Annotated in this window: 16 protein-coding genes; 12 read left to right on the top strand and 4 right to left on the bottom strand. The window is 33.8% G+C overall.

Annotation, left to right across the window (positions count from 1 at the left end):
* The first annotated feature begins 236 nt into the window (after nt 1–236).
* Together aroC and ACFSJT_RS00790 are read left to right on the top strand one after the other, a co-directional pair.
* Nucleotides 237–1,301, top strand: coding sequence for a chorismate synthase (gene aroC / locus ACFSJT_RS00795; RefSeq protein WP_378318277.1), 1,065 nt, complete (start codon nt 237–239; stop codon nt 1,299–1,301).
* A 356-nt stretch (nt 1,302–1,657) separates the two neighbouring features.
* A complete protein-coding gene (locus ACFSJT_RS00790) occupies nt 1,658–2,986 on the top strand; it encodes a dicarboxylate/amino acid:cation symporter (protein ID WP_378318276.1) in 1,329 nt (442 codons plus the stop codon).
* Here the strand turns inward: ACFSJT_RS00790 and ACFSJT_RS00785 are convergent, their stop codons facing one another.
* Entirely contained in the window at nt 2,987–3,868 is an 882-nt protein-coding gene (locus tag ACFSJT_RS00785) for a LysR family transcriptional regulator (RefSeq protein WP_378318275.1), read from the bottom strand.
* A gap of 233 nt (nt 3,869–4,101) precedes the next feature.
* Here ACFSJT_RS00785 and ACFSJT_RS00780 point away from each other — a divergent pair, with 233 nt between their 5' ends.
* The 3 genes from ACFSJT_RS00780 (at nt 4,102) to ACFSJT_RS00770 (ending at nt 6,370) form a co-directional block, all read left to right on the top strand.
* On the top strand, nt 4,102–5,529 hold the full coding sequence (locus ACFSJT_RS00780) for a pyridoxal phosphate-dependent decarboxylase family protein (RefSeq protein ID WP_378318274.1): 1,428 nt from the start codon (nt 4,102–4,104) through the stop codon (nt 5,527–5,529).
* A 77-nt stretch (nt 5,530–5,606) separates the two neighbouring features.
* Nucleotides 5,607–6,020 carry a hypothetical protein gene (locus ACFSJT_RS00775; protein WP_378318273.1) on the top strand — a complete coding sequence of 138 codons (414 nt, stop codon included), beginning with the start codon at nt 5,607–5,609 and terminating at the stop codon, nt 6,018–6,020.
* A 164-nt stretch (nt 6,021–6,184) separates the two neighbouring features.
* On the top strand, nt 6,185–6,370 hold the full coding sequence (locus tag ACFSJT_RS00770; RefSeq protein WP_378318272.1) for a hypothetical protein: 186 nt from the start codon (nt 6,185–6,187) through the stop codon (nt 6,368–6,370).
* 22 nt (nt 6,371–6,392) lie between these two features.
* On the opposite strand, the gene ACFSJT_RS00765 is transcribed toward ACFSJT_RS00770, so the two are convergent.
* The 3 genes from ACFSJT_RS00765 to gcvT form a co-directional block, all read right to left on the bottom strand.
* The gene (locus ACFSJT_RS00765; RefSeq protein WP_378318271.1) at nt 6,393–6,806 is read right to left on the bottom strand and encodes a thiol-disulfide oxidoreductase DCC family protein; all 414 of its coding nucleotides are present in this window, start codon (nt 6,804–6,806) and stop codon (nt 6,393–6,395) included.
* Between the two features lie 58 nt (nt 6,807–6,864).
* Entirely contained in the window at nt 6,865–7,680 is an 816-nt protein-coding gene (locus ACFSJT_RS00760; protein ID WP_378318270.1) for a sugar nucleotide-binding protein, read from the bottom strand.
* 82 nt (nt 7,681–7,762) lie between these two features.
* Complete coding sequence (gene gcvT / locus ACFSJT_RS00755) at nt 7,763–8,845, bottom strand: glycine cleavage system aminomethyltransferase GcvT (protein ID WP_378318269.1); 1,083 nt, start codon at nt 8,843–8,845, stop codon at nt 7,763–7,765.
* A gap of 342 nt (nt 8,846–9,187) precedes the next feature.
* Between gcvT and ACFSJT_RS00750 the strand changes: the two genes are divergently transcribed.
* From ACFSJT_RS00750 to ACFSJT_RS00720, 7 genes are all read left to right on the top strand, one after another.
* Complete coding sequence (locus ACFSJT_RS00750; protein ID WP_378318268.1) at nt 9,188–9,400, top strand: hypothetical protein; 213 nt, start codon at nt 9,188–9,190, stop codon at nt 9,398–9,400.
* A gap of 364 nt (nt 9,401–9,764) precedes the next feature.
* The gene (locus ACFSJT_RS00745) at nt 9,765–10,337 is read left to right on the top strand and encodes an RNA polymerase sigma-70 factor (RefSeq protein WP_378318267.1); all 573 of its coding nucleotides are present in this window, start codon (nt 9,765–9,767) and stop codon (nt 10,335–10,337) included.
* Between the two features lie 67 nt (nt 10,338–10,404).
* The gene (locus ACFSJT_RS00740; protein WP_378318266.1) at nt 10,405–11,379 is read left to right on the top strand and encodes a FecR family protein; all 975 of its coding nucleotides are present in this window, start codon (nt 10,405–10,407) and stop codon (nt 11,377–11,379) included.
* 86 nt (nt 11,380–11,465) lie between these two features.
* Entirely contained in the window at nt 11,466–14,855 is a 3,390-nt protein-coding gene (locus ACFSJT_RS00735; protein ID WP_378318265.1) for a TonB-dependent receptor, read from the top strand.
* 10 nt (nt 14,856–14,865) lie between these two features.
* Nucleotides 14,866–16,284: a RagB/SusD family nutrient uptake outer membrane protein gene (locus ACFSJT_RS00730; RefSeq protein ID WP_378318264.1), complete on the top strand. Its 1,419-nt coding sequence runs from the start codon at nt 14,866–14,868 to the stop codon at nt 16,282–16,284.
* 256 nt (nt 16,285–16,540) lie between these two features.
* Nucleotides 16,541–19,369, top strand: a complete 2,829-nt coding sequence (locus tag ACFSJT_RS00725; protein ID WP_378318263.1) for an alpha/beta hydrolase family protein — start codon at nt 16,541–16,543, stop codon at nt 19,367–19,369.
* On the top strand, nt 19,353–20,693 hold the full coding sequence (locus tag ACFSJT_RS00720) for a M20/M25/M40 family metallo-hydrolase (RefSeq protein WP_378318262.1): 1,341 nt from the start codon (nt 19,353–19,355) through the stop codon (nt 20,691–20,693). The genes ACFSJT_RS00725 and ACFSJT_RS00720 overlap by 17 nt, the downstream gene beginning before the upstream one ends.
* Nucleotides 20,694–20,706 lie beyond the last annotated feature (13 nt).

Here is a 20,706-nt window from a genome sequence, read left to right as displayed (position 1 = left end):
CAAAAGTAACCATCTTGTATGACAACCCTATGTCAGTAGCTCTTTAGATATTTGTTAAAATAGAAGATTTATGGATAAATTGGTTTCCCGGGATGTAAGTAAATAATATTTGCTAAAAAAAGGAGCGGTTAATCTATAATTGATTCAATTTTTGTTGAAGAAACCCTTGTTTTTCTATCATATTACTACTAGGTTTTTGAAGATTAACAATTACATTTGTGCTAAAATTTGCATTCATGGCAGGAAACACTTTCGGAAATTTATTTAAACTTACTACATTCGGCGAATCTCACGGACTCGCAATTGGAGGAGTCATTGATGGTTGTCCGGCTGGGGTAAAGTTAGATTTAGATGCTATTCAACAAGAATTGGATCGGCGTAAACCTGGTCAATCAGCAATTGTAACCCAAAGAAAAGAACCAGATACTGTTGAGTTTTACTCTGGTATTTTTGAAGGAGTTACAACCGGGACTCCTATAGGTTTTGTGATAAAAAATGCCAATCAAAAATCAAAAGACTATTCCCATATTAAAGATTCTTATAGACCTTCTCATGCAGACTACACCTATGATCAAAAATATGGTGTACGTGATTATCGTGGGGGTGGTCGTTCTTCGGCCAGAGAAACAGCTAGTAGGGTGGTTGCGGGTGCTATTGCAAAACAAGTCTTGTCTGATATAAAAATTAATGCTTATGTGAGTGGCGTAGGAACTCTTAAGTTACAAAAAGCTCATACAGAACTCGACTTTTCTTTGACAGAAACTAACGTTGTACGTTGTCCTGATCCTGAAATCGCAAACAAAATGGAGCAATATATTAAGCAAATCAGAAAAGAAGGTGATACGGTTGGTGGAATAGTGAGCTGTGTTATTTCTGGTGTGCCAGTAGGTTTGGGCGAGCCTGTGTTTGACAAATTGCATGCAGAACTTGGAAAAGCGATGTTATCTATAAATGCGGTAAAGGGTTTCGAATACGGAAGTGGTTTTGAAGGAGCGACGCTGAGAGGCAGCCAACACAATGATTTATTTAATACCGACGGTACTACCAAAACAAACCTTTCAGGAGGAATACAAGGAGGGATATCCAACGGAATGGACATCTATTTTAATGTAGCATTTAAACCTGTGGCTACTATAATGCAGGATCAAGAAACGATAGATAAAGACGGAAATTTGGTTACTATGCAAGGTAAAGGAAGACATGACCCTTGTGTGGTTCCCAGAGCGGTGCCTATAGTAGAGGCAATGGCAGCATTGGTTCTTGTTGATTATTGGTTAATGAACAGGACAATTAAGAAGTAGAGTGAGTTTTTTAGTTGGTGAGTTTTGTGGTGTTACGATATTTACATTACAAAAAATATAATTTTTTTTTGGATTTGAAAATACTTAGTTGGTATTGATTCGAAGATTATATTTTTCTAAGTTTTACCTCAAAAATATAATCAAAGATATTTTCTAATACTTTTACTCACCAACTCACCAACTCACCAACTCACCAACTCACCAACTCACCAACTCACCAACTCACCAACTCACCAACTCACCAACTCAAAGACTATAAAACGATCAATAATTACCGTTATCATAATGTAGTTACGGTTTTTTTGTTTTTAATTTATATCTTCGGAGCCTTTAGGCTTAAAAATTAAAAAATTCACATGAAGAAAATTGCACTGCACTGGAAGATCATGATAGGAATGCTATTGGGGATAGTATTCGGATTCTCAATGACAACCATTTCCTGGGGAAAAGGATTTACAGGAGACTGGATTGCTCCGTTTGGTACCATCTTCGTTAATCTTTTAAAACTTATTGCAGTACCTCTTATATTGGCGTCCTTGATCAAAGGGATTTCAGATCTCAAGGATATTTCAAAATTTAAAACGATAGGTGGTCGCACTATTGTTATCTATATTATTACGACAGTAATTGCTATAACTATAGGTTTATTAATTGTAAATGTTACGAAGCCAGGAGAAGGGATAACTTCTGAAACTATTGATAAACTAACTTCAGAATATGCAGGTAGTGCAAAAATATCAGAACGTATCGCTGAAGCTGGTAAACAAAAAGAAAGTGGCCCATTACAATTTGTGATCGATATGGTTCCTCAAAACGCAGTAGCTGCGATGAGTGATAATAAGCTGATGCTTCAGGTTATTTTCTTTGCTATATTTTTAGGTATTAGTATGCTCTTGATCAATCCAAAGCACGCCGAACCTTTAAAAAACTTTTTTGATAGCCTTAATGAAGTAGTTTTAAAAATGGTAGATCTTATTATGCTAACGGCTCCTTATGCTGTTTTTGCATTATTAGCCAATGTGGTAGTAACTTCTGATGATCCAGATATACTATTGGCATTATTAAAATATGTTGCTGTAGTATTCTCAGGATTACTATTGATGATTGTTTTTTATTGTTTCCTGGTTTCAGTAATCACGAAAAAATCTCCATTCTGGTTCCTCAAAGAAATAAGTCCTGCTCAATTATTGGCATTCTCTACTAGTTCTAGTGCAGCGACACTGCCAGTTACTATGGAAAGAGTAGAAGAGCATATCGGAGTAGATAAAGAAGTTTCAAGTTTTGTACTACCCGTTGGCGCAACAATTAATATGGATGGAACTAGTCTATATCAAGCGGTTGCTTCAGTATTTATTATGCAAGTTCTTTGGCCAGAGGGGTTGACATTCAGTAATCAAATCACCATAGTACTTACCGCTTTATTAGCTTCAATAGGTTCTGCTGCCGTACCCGGGGCAGGAATGGTAATGCTCGTTATTGTTCTAGAAGCAATAGGTTTTCCATCGGATAAATTACCGATAGGTTTGGCATTAATTTTTGCAGTAGATCGACCGTTAGATATGATGCGCACTGTGATTAATGTAACCGGAGATGCTACAGTTTCTATGATAGTGGCAAAATCTGTAGGAAAACTAGGAGACCCTCATGTAAAAGAATGGGATGATCATTATGAGGAGGTAAAATAGTTATTCAACCTTCCAGTTTTTTAATAGTTGGAATAATTCCGGAAATTCTGATTCTCTTTCTGGATTCCACATCATAGTGAGTTTAGCTTTTTGTTTGATGTCTTTAAGTTCGATACTCTTGATCGGATATTCGTGTCCATGCAAAGAAGATATAGGCTCTAAAGAAATTCCTAACCCGGCTTCAACAAGTCTAAAACTGGTACTGGCAGAATCGGTCTCGTGTACTATTTTAGGGGTAAAACCTACATCTATGCATATCGATTCAAGAATATGTACATAGTTAGGACCGTCGGAAACAGTAGGGAAGATAAATTCTTCTTTAGCAAAAACAGAGAAATCTTTATAGTTCTTTTCATCTACAGGATGATTTTCTGGTAATAGAATCACAAAATTGTCAATATGCAATACTTTACTTTTTAAGTTGATAGGTACCATAGGATTGGTAGCAAAACCGATATCCAACTCATTTTGTTGTAAAGCCAAATATTGATCACGATTATTCATTTCTTTTAATATAGCTTTGATCCCGGGGGTACGTTGATTGATAGTTTTTAAAATGTCTGGCAAAATAGTTTGCATTATAGAATGTGTAAAAGCAATATGAATTTCGCCTACCTTTCCGTTCTGTATATTTTCAGCTTGTTTTGCCATTCTTTCTGATTGCCGTACTAATTTTTTTGCTTCCCGAATAAAATAGGTCCCTGCAGCAGTAATTCTTACATTACGTTTATCTCTTTTGAATAGAACGGCTCCAATTTCTTCTTCCAATTGTTTGATCTGTCTGCTTAACGCGGGTTGCACAATATGTAATTCTTCTGCTGCCCGGGTAAAGTTTAATTTTTCAGAAAGTATGATGACATTTTTAAGTTGCTGAATAGTCATTAATACGTTTTTGTTATTAATTAATCAAAAATAAGTATTTTTTATTATAAGTAGGGATGATTAATTTTGATAGGTTTACTTGTTTATTTGATCCATTGCGCATTATGGATGATTCTTGATCAAAATTAGACAGCCTACTATAGCAGAAGATTATTATTGTAACATATTTTGTTACAATGTAGGCCGCATTTTTTAATTTTTTTTTAATTAATAGTGTATTAAATATGAAGAACATGGTAAGTAAAAGAAACCTTTTGGAAGAGGCATACAACCCTTCTGATTTTAGACAATTGGGGCATCAGGTAATCGATATGCTTGCGGATCATATGGAAAAAGTTCAAACAAATCTAGATCATCCAGTTCTTCCATATAAGGAACCAGAAGACGAGTTAGATTTTTGGAAACATGATTTTACTTCAGATTCAGAAATAGTAGAGGTATTCAAGAATATTCTTGAACATTCGATTAGTGTACATCATCCAAGGTATATTGGGCATCAGGTATCTGTTCCGGCATTAGTGTCTGGGCTGGCAGGGCTTATGTCTGATTTACTTAGTAACGGTACCGGGGTCTATGAAATGGGAATGGCGTCTAATGCGATAGAAAAAATTGTTACTGATTTGGTGGCGAGAAAGATTGGATATGACTCAAATTCTTCGGGTTTTCTTACCTCTGGTGGTACTTTGGCTAATCTCACTGCATTACTTTCGGCTCGTAAGGCTAAGGCCCCTTCTGCAGTTTGGGAAGAGGGCCATCAAGAGAAATTAGCGATTCTGGTATCTGAAGAAGCCCATTACTGTATAGATAGAGCAGCAAGGATTCTTGGAATGGGTAGTGAAGGAATTATAAAAGTGCCGGTAGACGATCATTTTAGAATAGATACCAATTTACTTCATAGTTATTACAGTTCGGCAACGTCCAGGGGATTATCAGTAATTGCAGTTATAGGATGCTCCTGTACAACGTCAACAGGATCTTATGATAATTTGGATATACTTGCCGATTTTGCAGAACAACACAACCTTTGGTTTCATGTAGATGGTGCTCATGGCGGAGCAGTAGTTTTTTCTGACCAATATAAGCATTTGGTGAGTGGGATTTCACGTGCAGACTCTGTTATCATTGATTTTCATAAAATGTTAATGACACCATCTTTAAATACTGCGCTTATTTTTAAGAAGTCTGAAGATGCTTATAGAACGTTTGAACAACAAGCGCAATATTTATGGGATTCCCAACACACAAAAGAATGGTATAACTCTGGAAAACGAACATTCGAATGTACCAAATCTATGATGGCCATCAAAACGTATGCTATTGTAAAGACCCATGGGGAAGCAGTATTTGAACAAAATGTCGAGAGGCTTTACGACATGGCATTAGTCTTTGCCAAAATGATCCAGGAGAGATCAAATTTTGAGCTTGCGTTAGTTCCAGAAGCAAATATTATCAATTTCAGATATACGAATTCTAAACAAAAAGATATTAATTCTTTAAATGCCGAAATTCGGGATTCTTTAATTAAATCTGGTAAGTTTTATATTGTTCAGACTCGAATAGGCAGAGATTTGTATTTAAGAACAACAATGATGAATCCAATGACAAAAGAAAATGATTTAATAATGCTTTTGGATGAAATAGAAAAAATCGCTTCGCAATGATTACTAAAGTTTTTTATGCAACGTATACCAAAATGCGTCATTTATAGTTATACTATTAATAACCAGTTTTTTATCACATGAATCGTTTTTTTGTTCTTGTGTTCGTTTTTCTTTTTACTACGCTAAGCTGCAGTAATGATGATGACACTTCATCTGATCCAGATGTAAACATTCCTGATTTGAGCGGTAGCTGGAATATGGTAAATGTGACCGGGGGATTTGTCGGGATAAATCATGATTTTAGTAATGGTATAATTATTTGGAATTTTAATGAAACCAACAAGACTATTACGATTACGAATAATAATACCGATGATTCTGTTGAAGATCTATTACCCACAGGAACGTATGACTATTCGTTAGTATCTATACAAGGTAATCAAGAATTAATCCTGGATGGCGTAAATCGTGGTAATTTTGAGGTTACTGCAAGTGAGCTTATTATCGAACAACAAATTAGAGATGGCTTTCGTTATACCTTCAGACGCTAATATTTGATCATTTTTTATTATCTTTTTTATACTTACCATTCTTAATCTTGTCAAAAAGGGGTATTTTCCCCGGTATAAATTCAGTTATACTCCCCTTACATCTCATTATACTTATATATACTTTTGGTGTATCACTTTTATCACACTAATAAACACCAATGAATATGAAAAGGCTTTTACTACCCATGGCACTTATTGCATTTGCGATTATATGTCTAAGTATAGTGCATATAGATAACGTCAACAAGTTAGACGCTCAGTCAAAAGAACTAAGAAAGAAGCATCAAACCAATACAGGTGCTGAAATGCAGATGAATAATTCGTCTGTGGATGTGTCAAAAATCAAATGAAGAGCACAAAATGACACTATCACTATTGATCAATAAAAAGAGCTTTAAGTTCTGGGGTCGGAATCATACAACTTTCTTTTTTGCCAAACCATTTATATCGATTTTTGGCAATAATATCGTAGACCCAATCTCTTAAAGATTGAGGTACAACAAGAAAAACTGAAAGTAGAGGGTAAATACCAGACAGCTGTTTTGAAATTTGCAAAGCAGCTGTTGATTTATGATAATAGGCTATTTTTGGATCTATTAGTAGTATAGAATCAATTTTAGAAATATCTATATTTCTTTCTGCAATCAATTTTTTTCCTATTTCACTTTGTAAAGAAGCATAACGAAACACATCATTTTTATCGCGTTTGATCACAAAATTAATGGCATTATTGCACAGATTGCATACGCCATCAAATAGAATAATTTTTTTTCCTGCTTCGATCATATTACAAAGATAGTGCGAATTACAATTTTTGAATTAGTATTTATGAGTTTGTTAAGAATCACTTTACTATGACCGACTCAATAACTTCTTGTGTTGTAATCTGTAAATTCTTTGGAAGCTTATTATCCTTAGGTAAAACGGCAAGATATCTATCATTGTTAGAATCAAAAACTTGTTTAAAAATAGGATCATCTAATTGAAGTGTATCACAAATCTCCCGAATCAGATCAAAATGATAGATAAGATCGGTACTACCTAAATGAAATATTCCTTTTTTATTACGATTTATGATGTAATGTATCTGTTGTGTAAGTTTAAAGATAGAGGTCGTATTGATGATCACGTTAGGAAACACCTCTATAGGGGCTTGAAGATCGTAAAGTGTTTTTATTTCTTGTACCCTGGGAGTTGTAGCCCCAAAAATCATAGGCACGCGTGCAATTACATATTTGTGTACAGGAAGCCGCATTAGTGCATTTTCTACTTTAATTTTGAATCTTCCATAAACACTATCACTTAGGGTCTTATCAAATTCATATGAAGGATAATTGCTAAAAGAATCGAACACATTAGCACTAGAGATAAATATAAGCTTACATCTATGTTTTTGTATCCAAGTAATGATTCTTTGGTGGGCATCTAATTGAGAATTAAGATTTCCGCGAAGGGCAGAAATGATAATTGTAGGTTTAAGATTGTCTAATAAGATGGATATATCTTCTAGCTCCATATCGTATTGAAAGAATTTCTGATTCTTCTCGAAAAAAGTATTATCAGTTTTATAGGTACCGTAAGTGTCAAAATAGGAATTGAGCTCTCTATAAAGAGCATTTCCTATAAAACCACTGGCTCCTATGATTAAAATTCTTTTCAAAAATATCTTATAAAAAAATTAAGTTTCAAAGCAATATTATTATACCCTTGAAACTTAACAACACTAATTATTATTGTAAAACCTATCCTTTATAAAAAGGTAATTTTACTACTGTAGCAGGGATTGTTTTTTTACGAACCTGAATGTAAATTTTACTTCCGGGTGTTGCAAAAATAGTAGGCACATATCCTAGTCCAATGCCTTTTCCTAAGGAAGGGGACATGGTTCCCGAAGTTACGATTCCAATTGTTTTTCCATTTCCGTCTACGATATCATAGTCATGGCGTGGGATTCCTCGTTCGTCAAGTTCAAAACCTATCAATTTTCGCTCTGGTCCATGTTCTTTTTCCTTTGCTAATGCCTCAGCATTAATAAAATCTTTAGAGAATTTTGTGATCCAGCCTAAACCAGCTTCTATAGGAGAAGTGGTATCATTTATATCATTTCCATAAAGGCAATACCCCATTTCTAATCGTAACGTATCTCTTGCAGCCAATCCAATAGGTTTAATCCCATAGTCAGCTCCTGCTTCCATAACTTTATCCCAAACCTGTTTTACTTCAGAATTCTTACAATAGATTTCAAAACCACCACTACCAGTATATCCGGTTGCAGAAATGATGACGTGTTCGATCCCTGCAAAATCTGCAACTTCAAAAGTGTAAAATTTCATTGCTTCAAGATCAACAGAAGTTAAGGAATGCATGGCTTCAGCTGCTTTTGGTCCTTGGATAGCAAGCAAAGAATAATCATCAGATAAATCCCGCATATCAGCATTCATAGTATTCTGACTACTAATCCAATCCCAATCTTTTTTAATGTTTGATGCATTAACCACCAAAAGATATTTTTCATCTTCGATTTTGTAAACGATTAAGTCGTCAACAATTCCACCTTTATCATTTGGCAAACAACTATACTGTGCTTTTCCATCCAGCAGTTTTGAAGCATCGTTAGAAGTCACTTTTTGAATTAAATCTAATGCATTTGGACCAGTAATTAAAAATTCACCCATATGCGAAACATCAAAAACACCAACACCTTTACGAACTGTTTCGTGTTCTATAGTAACACCTTCATAAGAAACAGGCATATTAAACCCTGCAAAAGGTACCATTCTTGCACCTAGGTCAATGTGTGTTTGTGTTAAAGCCGTATTTTGCATAATTAGATGATTTATTGTGTTAACAAATTGATGCCGAAAGTAAAAAACTTTGGGTAGCTTTACAATGGTTTTTTGTTATAATCTTGATAAATTATGGGTTAGAGTACCGTGGGAAATTATATGTGATTTTATTTTTTTATCTTAATTGATAGGGAAATCTTTTTTGAAAGTTTAGATTTTTGAATTAAGTAATTGATTATGTGTATTTTGAAAAAAAATGAATTTAAGTTAATTTTTACTAAAAAAAGAAACAGAAATTAAAGATTGATAGCTTTTCTTCATAAATTTAATAATTGAAGAATATACCAATAGTATTCTTTTTAACTTTTAAAACCTTATAATATGAAAAAGCTAATTTCAAACATTTCTGGTGTACAAAAATTATCAAAAGAAAATCAGAAAAACATTAATGGTGGAGTATCAAATTTGTCATCTTGTCCAAGTGGTTGCTTTGATTTATTTTTACAAGATGTTTTGGGAAGATTTTGTGCAGTTCCTGGCGGTTCTGGTAATGTATGTTTTGGACAAATAGTAAATGACAAATGTTGTTTGTAAACCTGAGAATGAAATAATACAATTTAAGCTACGGACTGTGAAAGCAGTCCGTAGTTTTATAATAATAATCTTCAACATGTAACCTTTAACTTATGTCCTCCTCAGGATATTTTGGCAGATCATTGGCTAAAAAAATCTGGTATTAAAAAAATACTTTCTATATTATTATATAACCACCCTGATCACTATTTTGATCTTTTTTCTGATTTACTATATGGTTAAAAGATCCTAAGTGAGAAGATCATAAATATTCTCTCTTAAATATTACGTTTATTTAATAATCAAGTATTTATTATTAATTAATTGTTGTAAAAACGTTAAAGAAATAAAAAAAATTTTACCTTTATGATGAATAATTTCATCTGTGGAAAGGGAATTACAAATAGCAAATAGCTTTTTTATCAAGAATATTAATGAAGGCAATAAAGAAGCCTTCAGGATTCTCTTTGAGCTTTATTATATGAAGCTGTTATATGTGGCGCAAAGTTATATTTCAAGTAAAGAGGATGCTGAAGAAATTGTACAAGATGTATTTGTAAAAGTATGGAAGAAAAGAAAGAACATCAACTCAAATATTAATGGATATTTGTTTAAGATTACGAAGAATTCTTGTCTCGATTATCTTAGATCTAAAAAATACAAGCTTAGTAAAGTTACAAATACTACTCAATTAGAAGCGTTCATAAATCATTCGGCACTTGCTGACAAGGATACAATCTCAATAGTAGAAAAAGAATTAGAAGAAAAAATACAATTGGGAATAGAACTACTTCCAGAAAAATGCAAAAAAGTATTCATCAAAAGCCGAATCGAGGGATTAAAAAACAAAGAAATATCTGATGAGCTCAATATTTCGATCAAAACCGTAGAGAATCATATGTCGAAGGCACTCAGGCATATGCGACTTCATTTAAGAGAATTTTTATCTTTTTTTTAAAAAATCTTTTTTTTGTTTAGGGGTAAACTCAATTTTATTCGTCTTATACTATATAAGATAGGAATAAATGCAAGAAAAAGATTTAATAAGATATATCAAGGGAGAAGCCAATCCTAATGAAAAACAATCTATTATAGAATGGATTAAAAAAGATGCTAAACATCAAAAACAGTATAATATTCTTAAGGCTCAATATGTTGCTTCTAACTTAGATTTGTTGGATGATACAGAGACTAATACTGCGTACCAGCATTTTTCTTCCAAAAGAGCTGCAAATAAAAAGAAATATTATTATCCTGTGGCCGCTATAGCTATTTTATTGCCTCTATTTACATGGTATGTAATCACTTTCTCTGAAAACAATTCATTGGTTACCAATACTGATTTTTTAAAGTTAGATACGCAAAGTATAGTTACCCAATATGGTGACCATAAAACTATTGTTTTACCTGATGGCTCTACGGTGATCTTGAACTCAAATAGTAGCCTGACTTACGCTAAGAATTTTTCTGATACTTTACGAACAGTAACTCTCACGGGCGAAGCATTTTTTGACATTAAAAGAGATACCACTAAACCTTTTATTGTTCATACTGATCAATTAAAAATTAGGGTTTTGGGAACTTCTTTTAATGTGAAGTCCTATCCTGTTGATGAAAATATTGAAACCACATTGGTTACAGGAAAAGTTGAAGTTCTTCAGAAAAGTAATGAAGCTCCTATCGTGTTAGCACCATCACAAAAGGCAATTTTTGATAAAGAGAAAAAGGATATTAGAATTAATGAAGTGGATTCAGAAAACGTAGTTGCCTGGAAGCAAGGAAAATTAGTGTTCGATAAAACACCATTAAAACAAGTAGTCCTGGATCTTAAAAGGAAATATAGTGTTGAGTTTATAATCGAATCAGATTCATTATTAGATTATAAGTACACAGGAGAGTTCGATAATCTAGGTTTAGAAGAAGTATTGAATCTTCTAAAACTTTCGTCATCAATACAGTATACATTCAAAAACAATAAAATTATGTTAAGCTCAGAATAAGAAAAAGAAAAAGAGGATGCTGCAACATCCTCTTTAAAGGTCATCTAATTAAACTCAGAATGGAATAATTAAAATCAAGCAAAATTATGAAAAAAAAACATTCAAGTGTTTTCTTATCCAGAAAACATTTAATAAGAATTATGAAAATCTATTCGTTACTTATCTGCATTACGATATCGAAGTTATTTTCATTTGACACGTACTCTCAGAATATTTCGATTTCAGTAGATGGAGTAACCCTACATGAAGCGATAAAAGAAATAGAGGAAAATAGCTCTTATCACTTCTTTTATAATAACAATCTAATTGATGTTTCAAAAAAAGTATCTCTAAAAGCTAACGATGAAAAGCTAAATAAAGTATTACTTAACCTCTTTAAAGAAACAAGTATTGGTTTCAAAGTTTACAAAAATCAAATTGTTTTATTTCCTAGAAACCGGAGGACATCTGAAAGAGAAATAAAAAAAATATTGGAATACATCGAAAAAGAAAGGGATAAAGAAATTGAGGAAAATAAAGAAAATTTTAAAAATGATCCTATACAAAACCTTATAAAGGGAGTAGTTCTTGCTCAAGACGGCTTGCCGCTACCTGGGGTAAATGTCCTTGTAAAAGGAACTAGTAAAGGGACCCAAACAGATTTCGATGGAAATTACAGTATTCAGGCAAATAATGGGGAGACTTTGGTTTATTCTTATGTGGGGTATCTTTCTCAGGAGCGTGTAGTAGGTAATGATAACGAGATTAATGTAACGTTACAAGAAGATATAAGCTCATTAGACGAGGTTGTAGTAACGGGATATGCAGTCCAACGTAAATCCAGACTTACCAGTTCTGCTGTAAATGTAAAGCTTGAGGCGATTAATGCTACACCAAGAGCAGCCATACAAGAGAGTATTCAAGGTAATGTGCCTGGAGTATTGGTAACTGCAGATAGTGGTCAGCCAGGAGCTACACCAAATGTAAGGATAAGAGGTGTTGGATCTTTTACAGCTTCATTTCCATTGTATGTCATTGATGGTATACAAACTAGAGATGCTTCAATAATAACTTCTCTTAATCCGGGAGATATAAAAACACTTACCGTGCTTAAAGATGCTGCGGCTACTTCGATTTATGGTACTAGAGGTGCTAACGGAGTTATCGTAATACAGACTAAGTCAGGAGAACAGGGAAAACCTATAATTGCATATAGTACACAAGCAGGTTTATCCACTCCTACTGTTGCAGATCGCTTTAAACCTCTAAATACCTCAGAACTACAAGAATTATTGGTGGAAGGAGTACAAAATGCTGGTATTAGAGATAATGATGCTGATGCTTTAACGTATTTAACGGATAGGGGTTTTGATCCGGATACCAATACAAATTGGCTTGATTTATTGACTCAGGATGGCTTCTATCAACAACATGACTTATCTATTAGGGGAGGATCCGAAAATACAAAATATTATATCTCCGGAGGATATTTTAATCAAGAGGGAGTTATCGTAGGATCTCAATTTGAAAGAATGAATTCGAGAATTAAATTGGATCAAAGAATAAATGATAAGATTGATATAAGTGTCAACTTATCATATAATAAGAATATTTCTGATTTTAGACCTGATGGAGGTGCCTTTGCTAATCCGGTAAGATCCATCTATCGAATACGACCTGATATATCTCCTTTTAATGATGACGGGACATTTAATTTTGGTTTTAATAGTACTCATAATCCTGTAGCACAAGCAGAAGCCGAAACTAGACGAAATATTACTCATCGTATTTTGGCAAGTACCGATTTATCCTACCAAATACTTAAAGGTCTTTCCTTTGAATCTTCTATAAATATGAATCAGGGATTTAGAGACGATTATATAAGAGAACCGTCTGGTTTTGGAGGAGGAAGACCCACGGGAAGAGGATTTCAGGATTCTGACTTTTTATTCACTTGGTTGTTTAGAAATTTGCTTAGATATGATATCTCGTGGGCTGATCATAGCTTAACTGCTTTTGGTGGTTATGAACTGCAAAAAACGAGAAACAAGTTTAGTGATATTCAGGTTGAAAATATACCCGATGGTTTCGTTGATCTTAATGCAGGTAGTTTACCGGTAGTAGCATCTACCAATAGAAGACAAAGTGGGTTAAATTCAGCGTTCTTTAACACCGAATATTCTTATGCAGATCGATATTTGATTAGTGGATCTTTACGACGAGATGGGAGTTCTACATTTAAAGATGATAATCAGTACGGTGTATTTTGGTCAGTAGGTCTTGGTTGGAATTTAGCCAAAGAAAAATTCATGGAAGATGCTGATTTTGTAAATGATTTTAAAATTAGAGGGAGTTATGGAGAGAATGGAAATGATCCTATCGCAGGAAACGAAAATTCTAATAGTGTAAACGATAATCCTTATGCTGTTTTTGATCTCTTTTCTATTAATGATTATGATGGAAGTCCTGGATTATTCTTCTCAGACTTAGGAAACCCTAATTTGAAATGGGAAGTTAATAAACCCTTAAACATTGGTTTAGATTATTCTTTATTTGATAATCGCTTACAAGGAAGTTTTGATTGGTACCAAAGAGAAACAACTGACCTTATTAGAGCCAGACCTATATCTTTTTCGAACGGAGACTTGGATATAGTTCAAAACATTGGTGCTATGGAAAATAAAGGTATAGAATTACAAATTACTACACGCAATATTGTAAGTAACACGAATGGCTTTACCTGGACTACTAGTTTTAATTATACTGCTAATGAAAATAAGGTGACAAGACTTGCCGGAAATGGAGAACCAATTATCGGAACTACAAGTATTATTGCTATAGGTGAAGATTTTGAAACATTTTATTTGCCTAGATATGCAGGCGCAGACCCTGATAATGGTAACGCTTTATGGTTTATTAATGATGAATCTGATGCAACTACTAATAATTATGGAGACGCAGAGCAAGTTATTATTGGTAATGCGACTCCTGATTTTTATGCAGGCTTTAGAAATACTTTTACATATAAAGGAATTTCATTAGATTTTCAGTTATATAGCGCATGGGGCGGATTAGTTTATGACACCTGGAATAGATTTACCAATAGTGATGGATCACGAAGGCTTGCAACTACAGGTAATGTGAGTAGAGGTACTTATGAAAGAAGATGGCAACAACCTGGTGATATTACCGATGTACCTGCTTTCGTATATGGTAATAGACAAACGGGTCAATCATCAAAACCGTCCAGTCGATTTGTTTATGATGGATCTTACATTCGATTACGGGATGTAACCTTGGCTTATCAATTACCAGCTCAAAGTATAAGAAATATTGGACTTTCTTCTGCACGGGTTTATATTAAAGGAAATAATTTATATACCTACATAAAAGATGATCGCTTAGAAAGAGATCCTGAAGCAGGGTCTGATGGTAGATTAAATCAAGAGATTCCAATTTCGAGAGCATTATTCTTAGGTGTAGATTTAACTTTTTAATTAGAATATCATGAAAAATAAAATAATATATATTCTCTTAGCAGCGGCTTTTATAATAAGCTCATGTGATGATACTTTGGAACAACAATTTTCAGACAATTTAGAAGTATCTGATGCCATCGTAGATCTTAACTCTTTAAACTTAGCGGCTAATGGTACTTATAGTTTGTTTTTGGATGAAGATGACGATAGAGATGGAGACGTTTATAGCCGTACATTACTTTTATTACCAGAGATTTTATCCGATAATGCTTTTATAGATGCGTTTGATAATACTGGAAGATATCTGGATTTTGATTTATATACAGTTAATGCCAATAATGGTAATGTTGGTCGTACATGGGAAGATATTACTCGTATTATTGCAACTACTTCCATAATTATCAGAGAAGCAGAATTGCTAATGTTTCCAGAATCAGAACAGGAGGATGCAGAACAATACATAGGAGAAATGTATGCACTTAGAGCATTAGCATTTCACAATTTACAGTTATTATTTGCGCAACCGTACAATTTTACAGCAGATGCTTCTCATTTGGGAGTGCCCATTCCAGACTTTGAAACTTTAGGAAACGGTAGTACGATTCAAGAACCGGGTCGAAGTACGACAGCTCAGGTATATGAACAAATTGAAAGTGATTTGCTCAAAGCAATTGATTTAATGAGAGCAGAATCGTCACCTGCTAGAATGGATGTACATGCGGCTAGGGCATTATTAGCCAGAGTGTATTTGCATATGGAGAATTGGACGGGTGCACGGGACATCGCAACCCAAGTCATTAATAATAGTGGAAATTCACTGTTAGAGAATCAGGAGTACATTGCAAGTTGGGGATTAGATGATAATAGTGAAACATTATTCACTTTAGTAAGTAATGAAACTGATAATTCAGGAACAAACTCAATAGGTTATTTCTATCTTACTTATGAAGATGCTTTTGCCACAGACGATTTTGTAAACACACTAAGTGATACAGATGTGAGAAAAGAATTATATCCTGCTAAAGGGGATGTGAATTTGGTTCAAAAATTCCCCAAAGTTCAATTTCAGGATGATAATATCCAGGTATTAAGACTTTCTGAATTGTATCTAATAAAAGCTGAAGCTCATGCACAATTAAATGAAGATCTACTTGCGCAGCAAGCTCTGGATCTCATTATACAAAGAGCTGATCCCAGTGCAATTACTTCGACTGAAACAGGGCAGGCATTAATTGATAAGATTATTTTAGAAAGACGTAAAGAGTTAGCCTATGAGGGATTTAGGCTATATGATCTTACGCGTTATGGTCGAACATTTAATAAATTTCTACAGGATGGAGACCCTATTCCTATTTCAGCTCCAGAAAATAGAACAATAATGCCCATACCGATTGATGAGATTAATGTGAATCCTAATATTGCGAATCAACAAAATCCAGGATATTAGAATAAATTTTGAGTCAGCCTGAAGTAATGAGTCCAATTGGTTTTAATAAGATTAACTGGACTCATTCAAACATTGTCTTTGTAAACTTAGATTGGTTAAAAAAAGTCTAAAGTGTTATCAAAAAACAAGCGATATTATTTTTTTAAGATTTGGGTGTTTATTTTAGTCCCAATAGAAAATTTACTTAAGGTTTAGAATACGGATACGGTAATATTCATTAATTTGAAAAACTAAGCACTATTATAATTTTATGAACATGGTTTATAAGAAAATCACACTACTGTTACTTTTAACTTGCGTATTTACGATTGCCCAAAAGAGGGTGATCACACACGATGACTATGACTTATGGAAGAAGATTAGTAATGTAAAGATATCTGATCAGGGGACATTGGTAGTTACAACGATAGAAACAGCCACAGGGAGGGGAAATGGTTACATCGAGATTTACAATACTAAAATTGATCAAAAATCTACTTTCTTTAATGGATATGATCCAGCGATTTCGTTTGACGAAAACTATGTTGTTTTTAAAATGAAACCACCATATGAAAATATAAGAAAGGAAAAGAAAAAGAAGAAAAAAGTCAAAAAAGAAGATTTGCCAAAAGATGCACTGTTTATTTACGATGTAAAAAGCAATAAAATTTATGATTCCATTCCAAGAATAGCGAAGTACACATTACCAAAAAAATCATCGGGCTGGATGGTTCTTGAAAAATTTAAAAATAAAAAGAAAAAGGATTCTTCAAAAAACAACAAAATAAAAGATACTACAGACAAAAATCTTCCTGTAACTTTTAAGCAGAAATATGGTTTGGTGTATAACTTTGAAAACAAAAAAAGAGATACTATTCTTCAAATCAAAGATTTTGTAGTTCCCGAAAAAGGAAATATATTCTATTATTCTCGTACCAGTAAAGAACAAAATAAATCAAAAGACGAGAAAGAAAGAGATCTTGGTATTTATAAATATAACATCGAAAAAGGTATTGAAGAGGTGATTGATACGGTCAATTACATATATGATAAACTATCCATAAGTAAAACAGGAAACCATTTTACATTTATCTCGGTAAAAGATTCGACGGCAACAGACTCTCTAAATCACGAACTCTATTACTATACAAATAATACACTTAACAAGCTCGTAGATGATATTTCAGGAAAAAATCTTAAAAGAGATTGGGAGTTAAGTGGTGATCAAACTCCTTTTTTCTCTGAAAACGAAAAGAGGCTTTATTTTTATTCAAAACCAAAAACCGAATTTAAAAAAGACACAACACTATTGGATGAAGAAATCCCACAAGTTGATGTCTGGCATTGGCAGGACAAGATGATCCAACCAGAACAAAAATCGAAGTTTAAAGAGCTAAATAAAAAGGCCTACATATCATACTATAATATTGACAAGAAAGATGTTATTCATCTGCAAGACGAGCAGATGGATGATCTTATTTTCGATAAAAACAAAGAGCAGAAATTTGTTTTAGGTGCTACAGGAGGTCCATATGATATAAAACGTTCCTGGAACAGTCCATGGACTCGCGATTTTTATGTGATCAATACCACTACCGGACAAAAACGTATTGCATTGAAGAATACTGCCTTAGAACCCGTTTTGTCTTCAGATGGGAGGTATGCCTTATATTTTGATATATACAAACAACATTGGTTTTCACTTAACTTAGAGACTTTGCAAACCTTAAATCTTACCAAAGATATTGAAGTTCCATTGTATGATGAAGATGATGATCATCCAATGTTACCATATCCGCATGGCTTTGGGGGTTTTGATGAAAATGGTAAGGCATTGGTTTATGATAAGTTTGATGTTTGGAGAGTTTCCCTTAATGGAAAGGAAAAGCCCCAGAATATTACAAAAAACGGAAGAAAAAATAATATAGAATATAGAACAGAGAATCTGGATCCTGAAAATAAGAATAAAGCTTCTTATGCAAACCAAGAATTACTAATTACAAGTTTTGATAAAACTTCAAAAGCATCCGGACTTTATGTCTTAAAGAAAAACAAATTAGTAGAAAAAATAGTTCCTGGGGACTTCTTAATTCGCAGATATAAAAAGGCTCAAGATGCCGAAGTATTTTCATATACAAAAGAAAACTTCAATACCTATCCAGACCTTTACATTTCAAGAAATGGTTTAAATAATGCCAAAGCGATCACTAATGTTAATCCCCAACAAAAAGATTTTAAATGGGGGAGTGCAGAGCTTTTTTCTTGGAAGGCCTATGACGGTAAAGTACTCGAAGGTATTATCTATAAACCAGAGAATTTTGATCCAGCAAAGAAGTATCCTATGATCACTTATTTCTATGAAAAACGTTCGGATAGGTATCACCAATATTATTCACCGCAACCAAGTGCATCAACCGTTAACCCAACATATTTGGTAAGTAATGATTACGTGATGTTTGTTCCCGATATTGTTTATGAAGAAGGAAAACCAGGGCCAAGCGCATACAATTGCATAGTTTCTGGTGTAGAAGCAGTAGAAAAACTGGGATACATTGATTCTGATAATATTGCTATACAAGGACAGAGTTGGGGCGGTTACCAAGTGGCGTATCTGATAACGGTTACTAATAAGTTTAAAGCAGCGATGGCAGGTGCTCCTGTAAGCAATATGATTTCTGCGTACGGTGGGATTCGATGGCAATCGGGATTGAGTAGAGCCTTTCAATATGAAAGAACTCAAAGTCGTATTGGTAAAAACATATGGGAAGGATTTGATCTTTATGTAGAGAACTCTCCTTTGTTTGGAATTCCTAAAATTGAAACTCCCTTATTAATGATGCATAACGACAAAGATGGTGCTGTGCCATATTATCAGGGTATTGAAATGTTTATGGGTATGAGAAGGTTACAAAAACCTGCGTGGTTATTGGTTTATAACGATGAGGCTCATAATCTCAGGAAGGTGAAAAATAAACAAGATCTTTCAATTAGGATGATGCAATTTTTTGATCATTACCTAAAGGGTCAACCGGCACCAGACTGGATGGTTAAAGGTGTTTCCAGAGTTCAAAAAGGCAAAGACTTTGGATATGCTACTGATAAATAATAAGACTTCATATTTTAAAGAAATAATGAATAAAAAACTCATTAGAATCACTGTATTAATCTTTGTTTTTTGTGGTTTTACTGCAAAAGCACAACATACAGCAAAAGCGAAAAAACCTTTTACTAAGGACATAGCTAGAATAATAAAAAAGAAAAGCGTTCAGTTCGCCATGCATACTATTGATTCATTAGATGAAGAGACCATCAGGAATATGATAGTGCTTAATGAAATTTCTGCTCCGCCATTTAAAGAACATAAAAGAGCAAAAAAGTTTGCAGAAATGTTTTCCAAAACGGGAATCGATAGTGTTTGGATTGATACTGAAGGTAACGTATTAGCATTGCGTAAAGGTAAAAAAAGGGACAAAACAGTAGTATTAGATGCTCATATGGATACTGTTTTTCCTGAAGAAACAGACGTTAAGGTAAAAAAAGAAGGTAAAACGTATGCCGCCCCGGGTATTGGAGACAATACAAGAGGAATGGCTATGCTTCTTGCTGTTTTAAATGGTATGGATATGGCGTCCATAGAAACTGATGCTGATGTAGTTTTTGTTGGGACCGTAGGAGAAGAAGGTCTAGGTGACTTGCGAGGTGTTAAACATTTGTTTAGTGAAACATCAGATATAAAAATTGACTCATGGATATCAATTGATGGTGGGGGAAACGGACGTATTATAAATGGTGGACTTGGATCGAAAAGATACAAGGTAATTTTCAAAGGACCAGGAGGGCATTCTTGGGGAGCTTTTGGATTAGCAAACCCACATCATGCTTTGGGAAAAGCGATTTCTATTTTTGTAGAAGAAGCATCAAAATATACTGATATAGAAGGACCAAAAACTTCTTTCAATATTGGTAGAATAGGGGGTGGTACCTCTGTCAATTCAATTCCTTTTGAATCCTGGATGGAGGTCGATATGCGATCGGTGAGTCCAAAAAGACTTTTGGAGATTGATAGTATTTTGAAAACAAGCATGAAAAAGGCCGAATCTGTTTACAATGCTTCCGCAATAAAGGACAAAGTAATTCTTGAAATTAAACCTATAGGAGATCGCCCTTCTGGTATTTTAGCAGAAAATATACCACTTGTACAAAGAGCCATAGCTGTTGCATCATATTTCAATATTTCTCCTGTTCTAATTACAGGTTCTACAAACAGTAATATTCCTATTTCCAAAAATATACCGGCGATTACTATAGGTAGAGGAGGTATAGGAAAAGGGGCTCATTCTCTTAATGAAACATGGTCAAATATTGATGGTGCTAAGAATATAAAAATGGCTCTAATTATTACTTTGGCGGAAGCCGGTATTGCCGATTAGTATTTTTGTGGAT

The organism is Aquimarina celericrescens (assembly GCF_042682765.1).
In the GTDB taxonomy this organism is placed as follows: Bacteria; Bacteroidota; Bacteroidia; order Flavobacteriales; family Flavobacteriaceae; genus Aquimarina; species Aquimarina celericrescens.
Note: the sequence above shows the minus strand (reverse complement) of the source record. Positions and strands in the feature narration are given on the sequence as shown.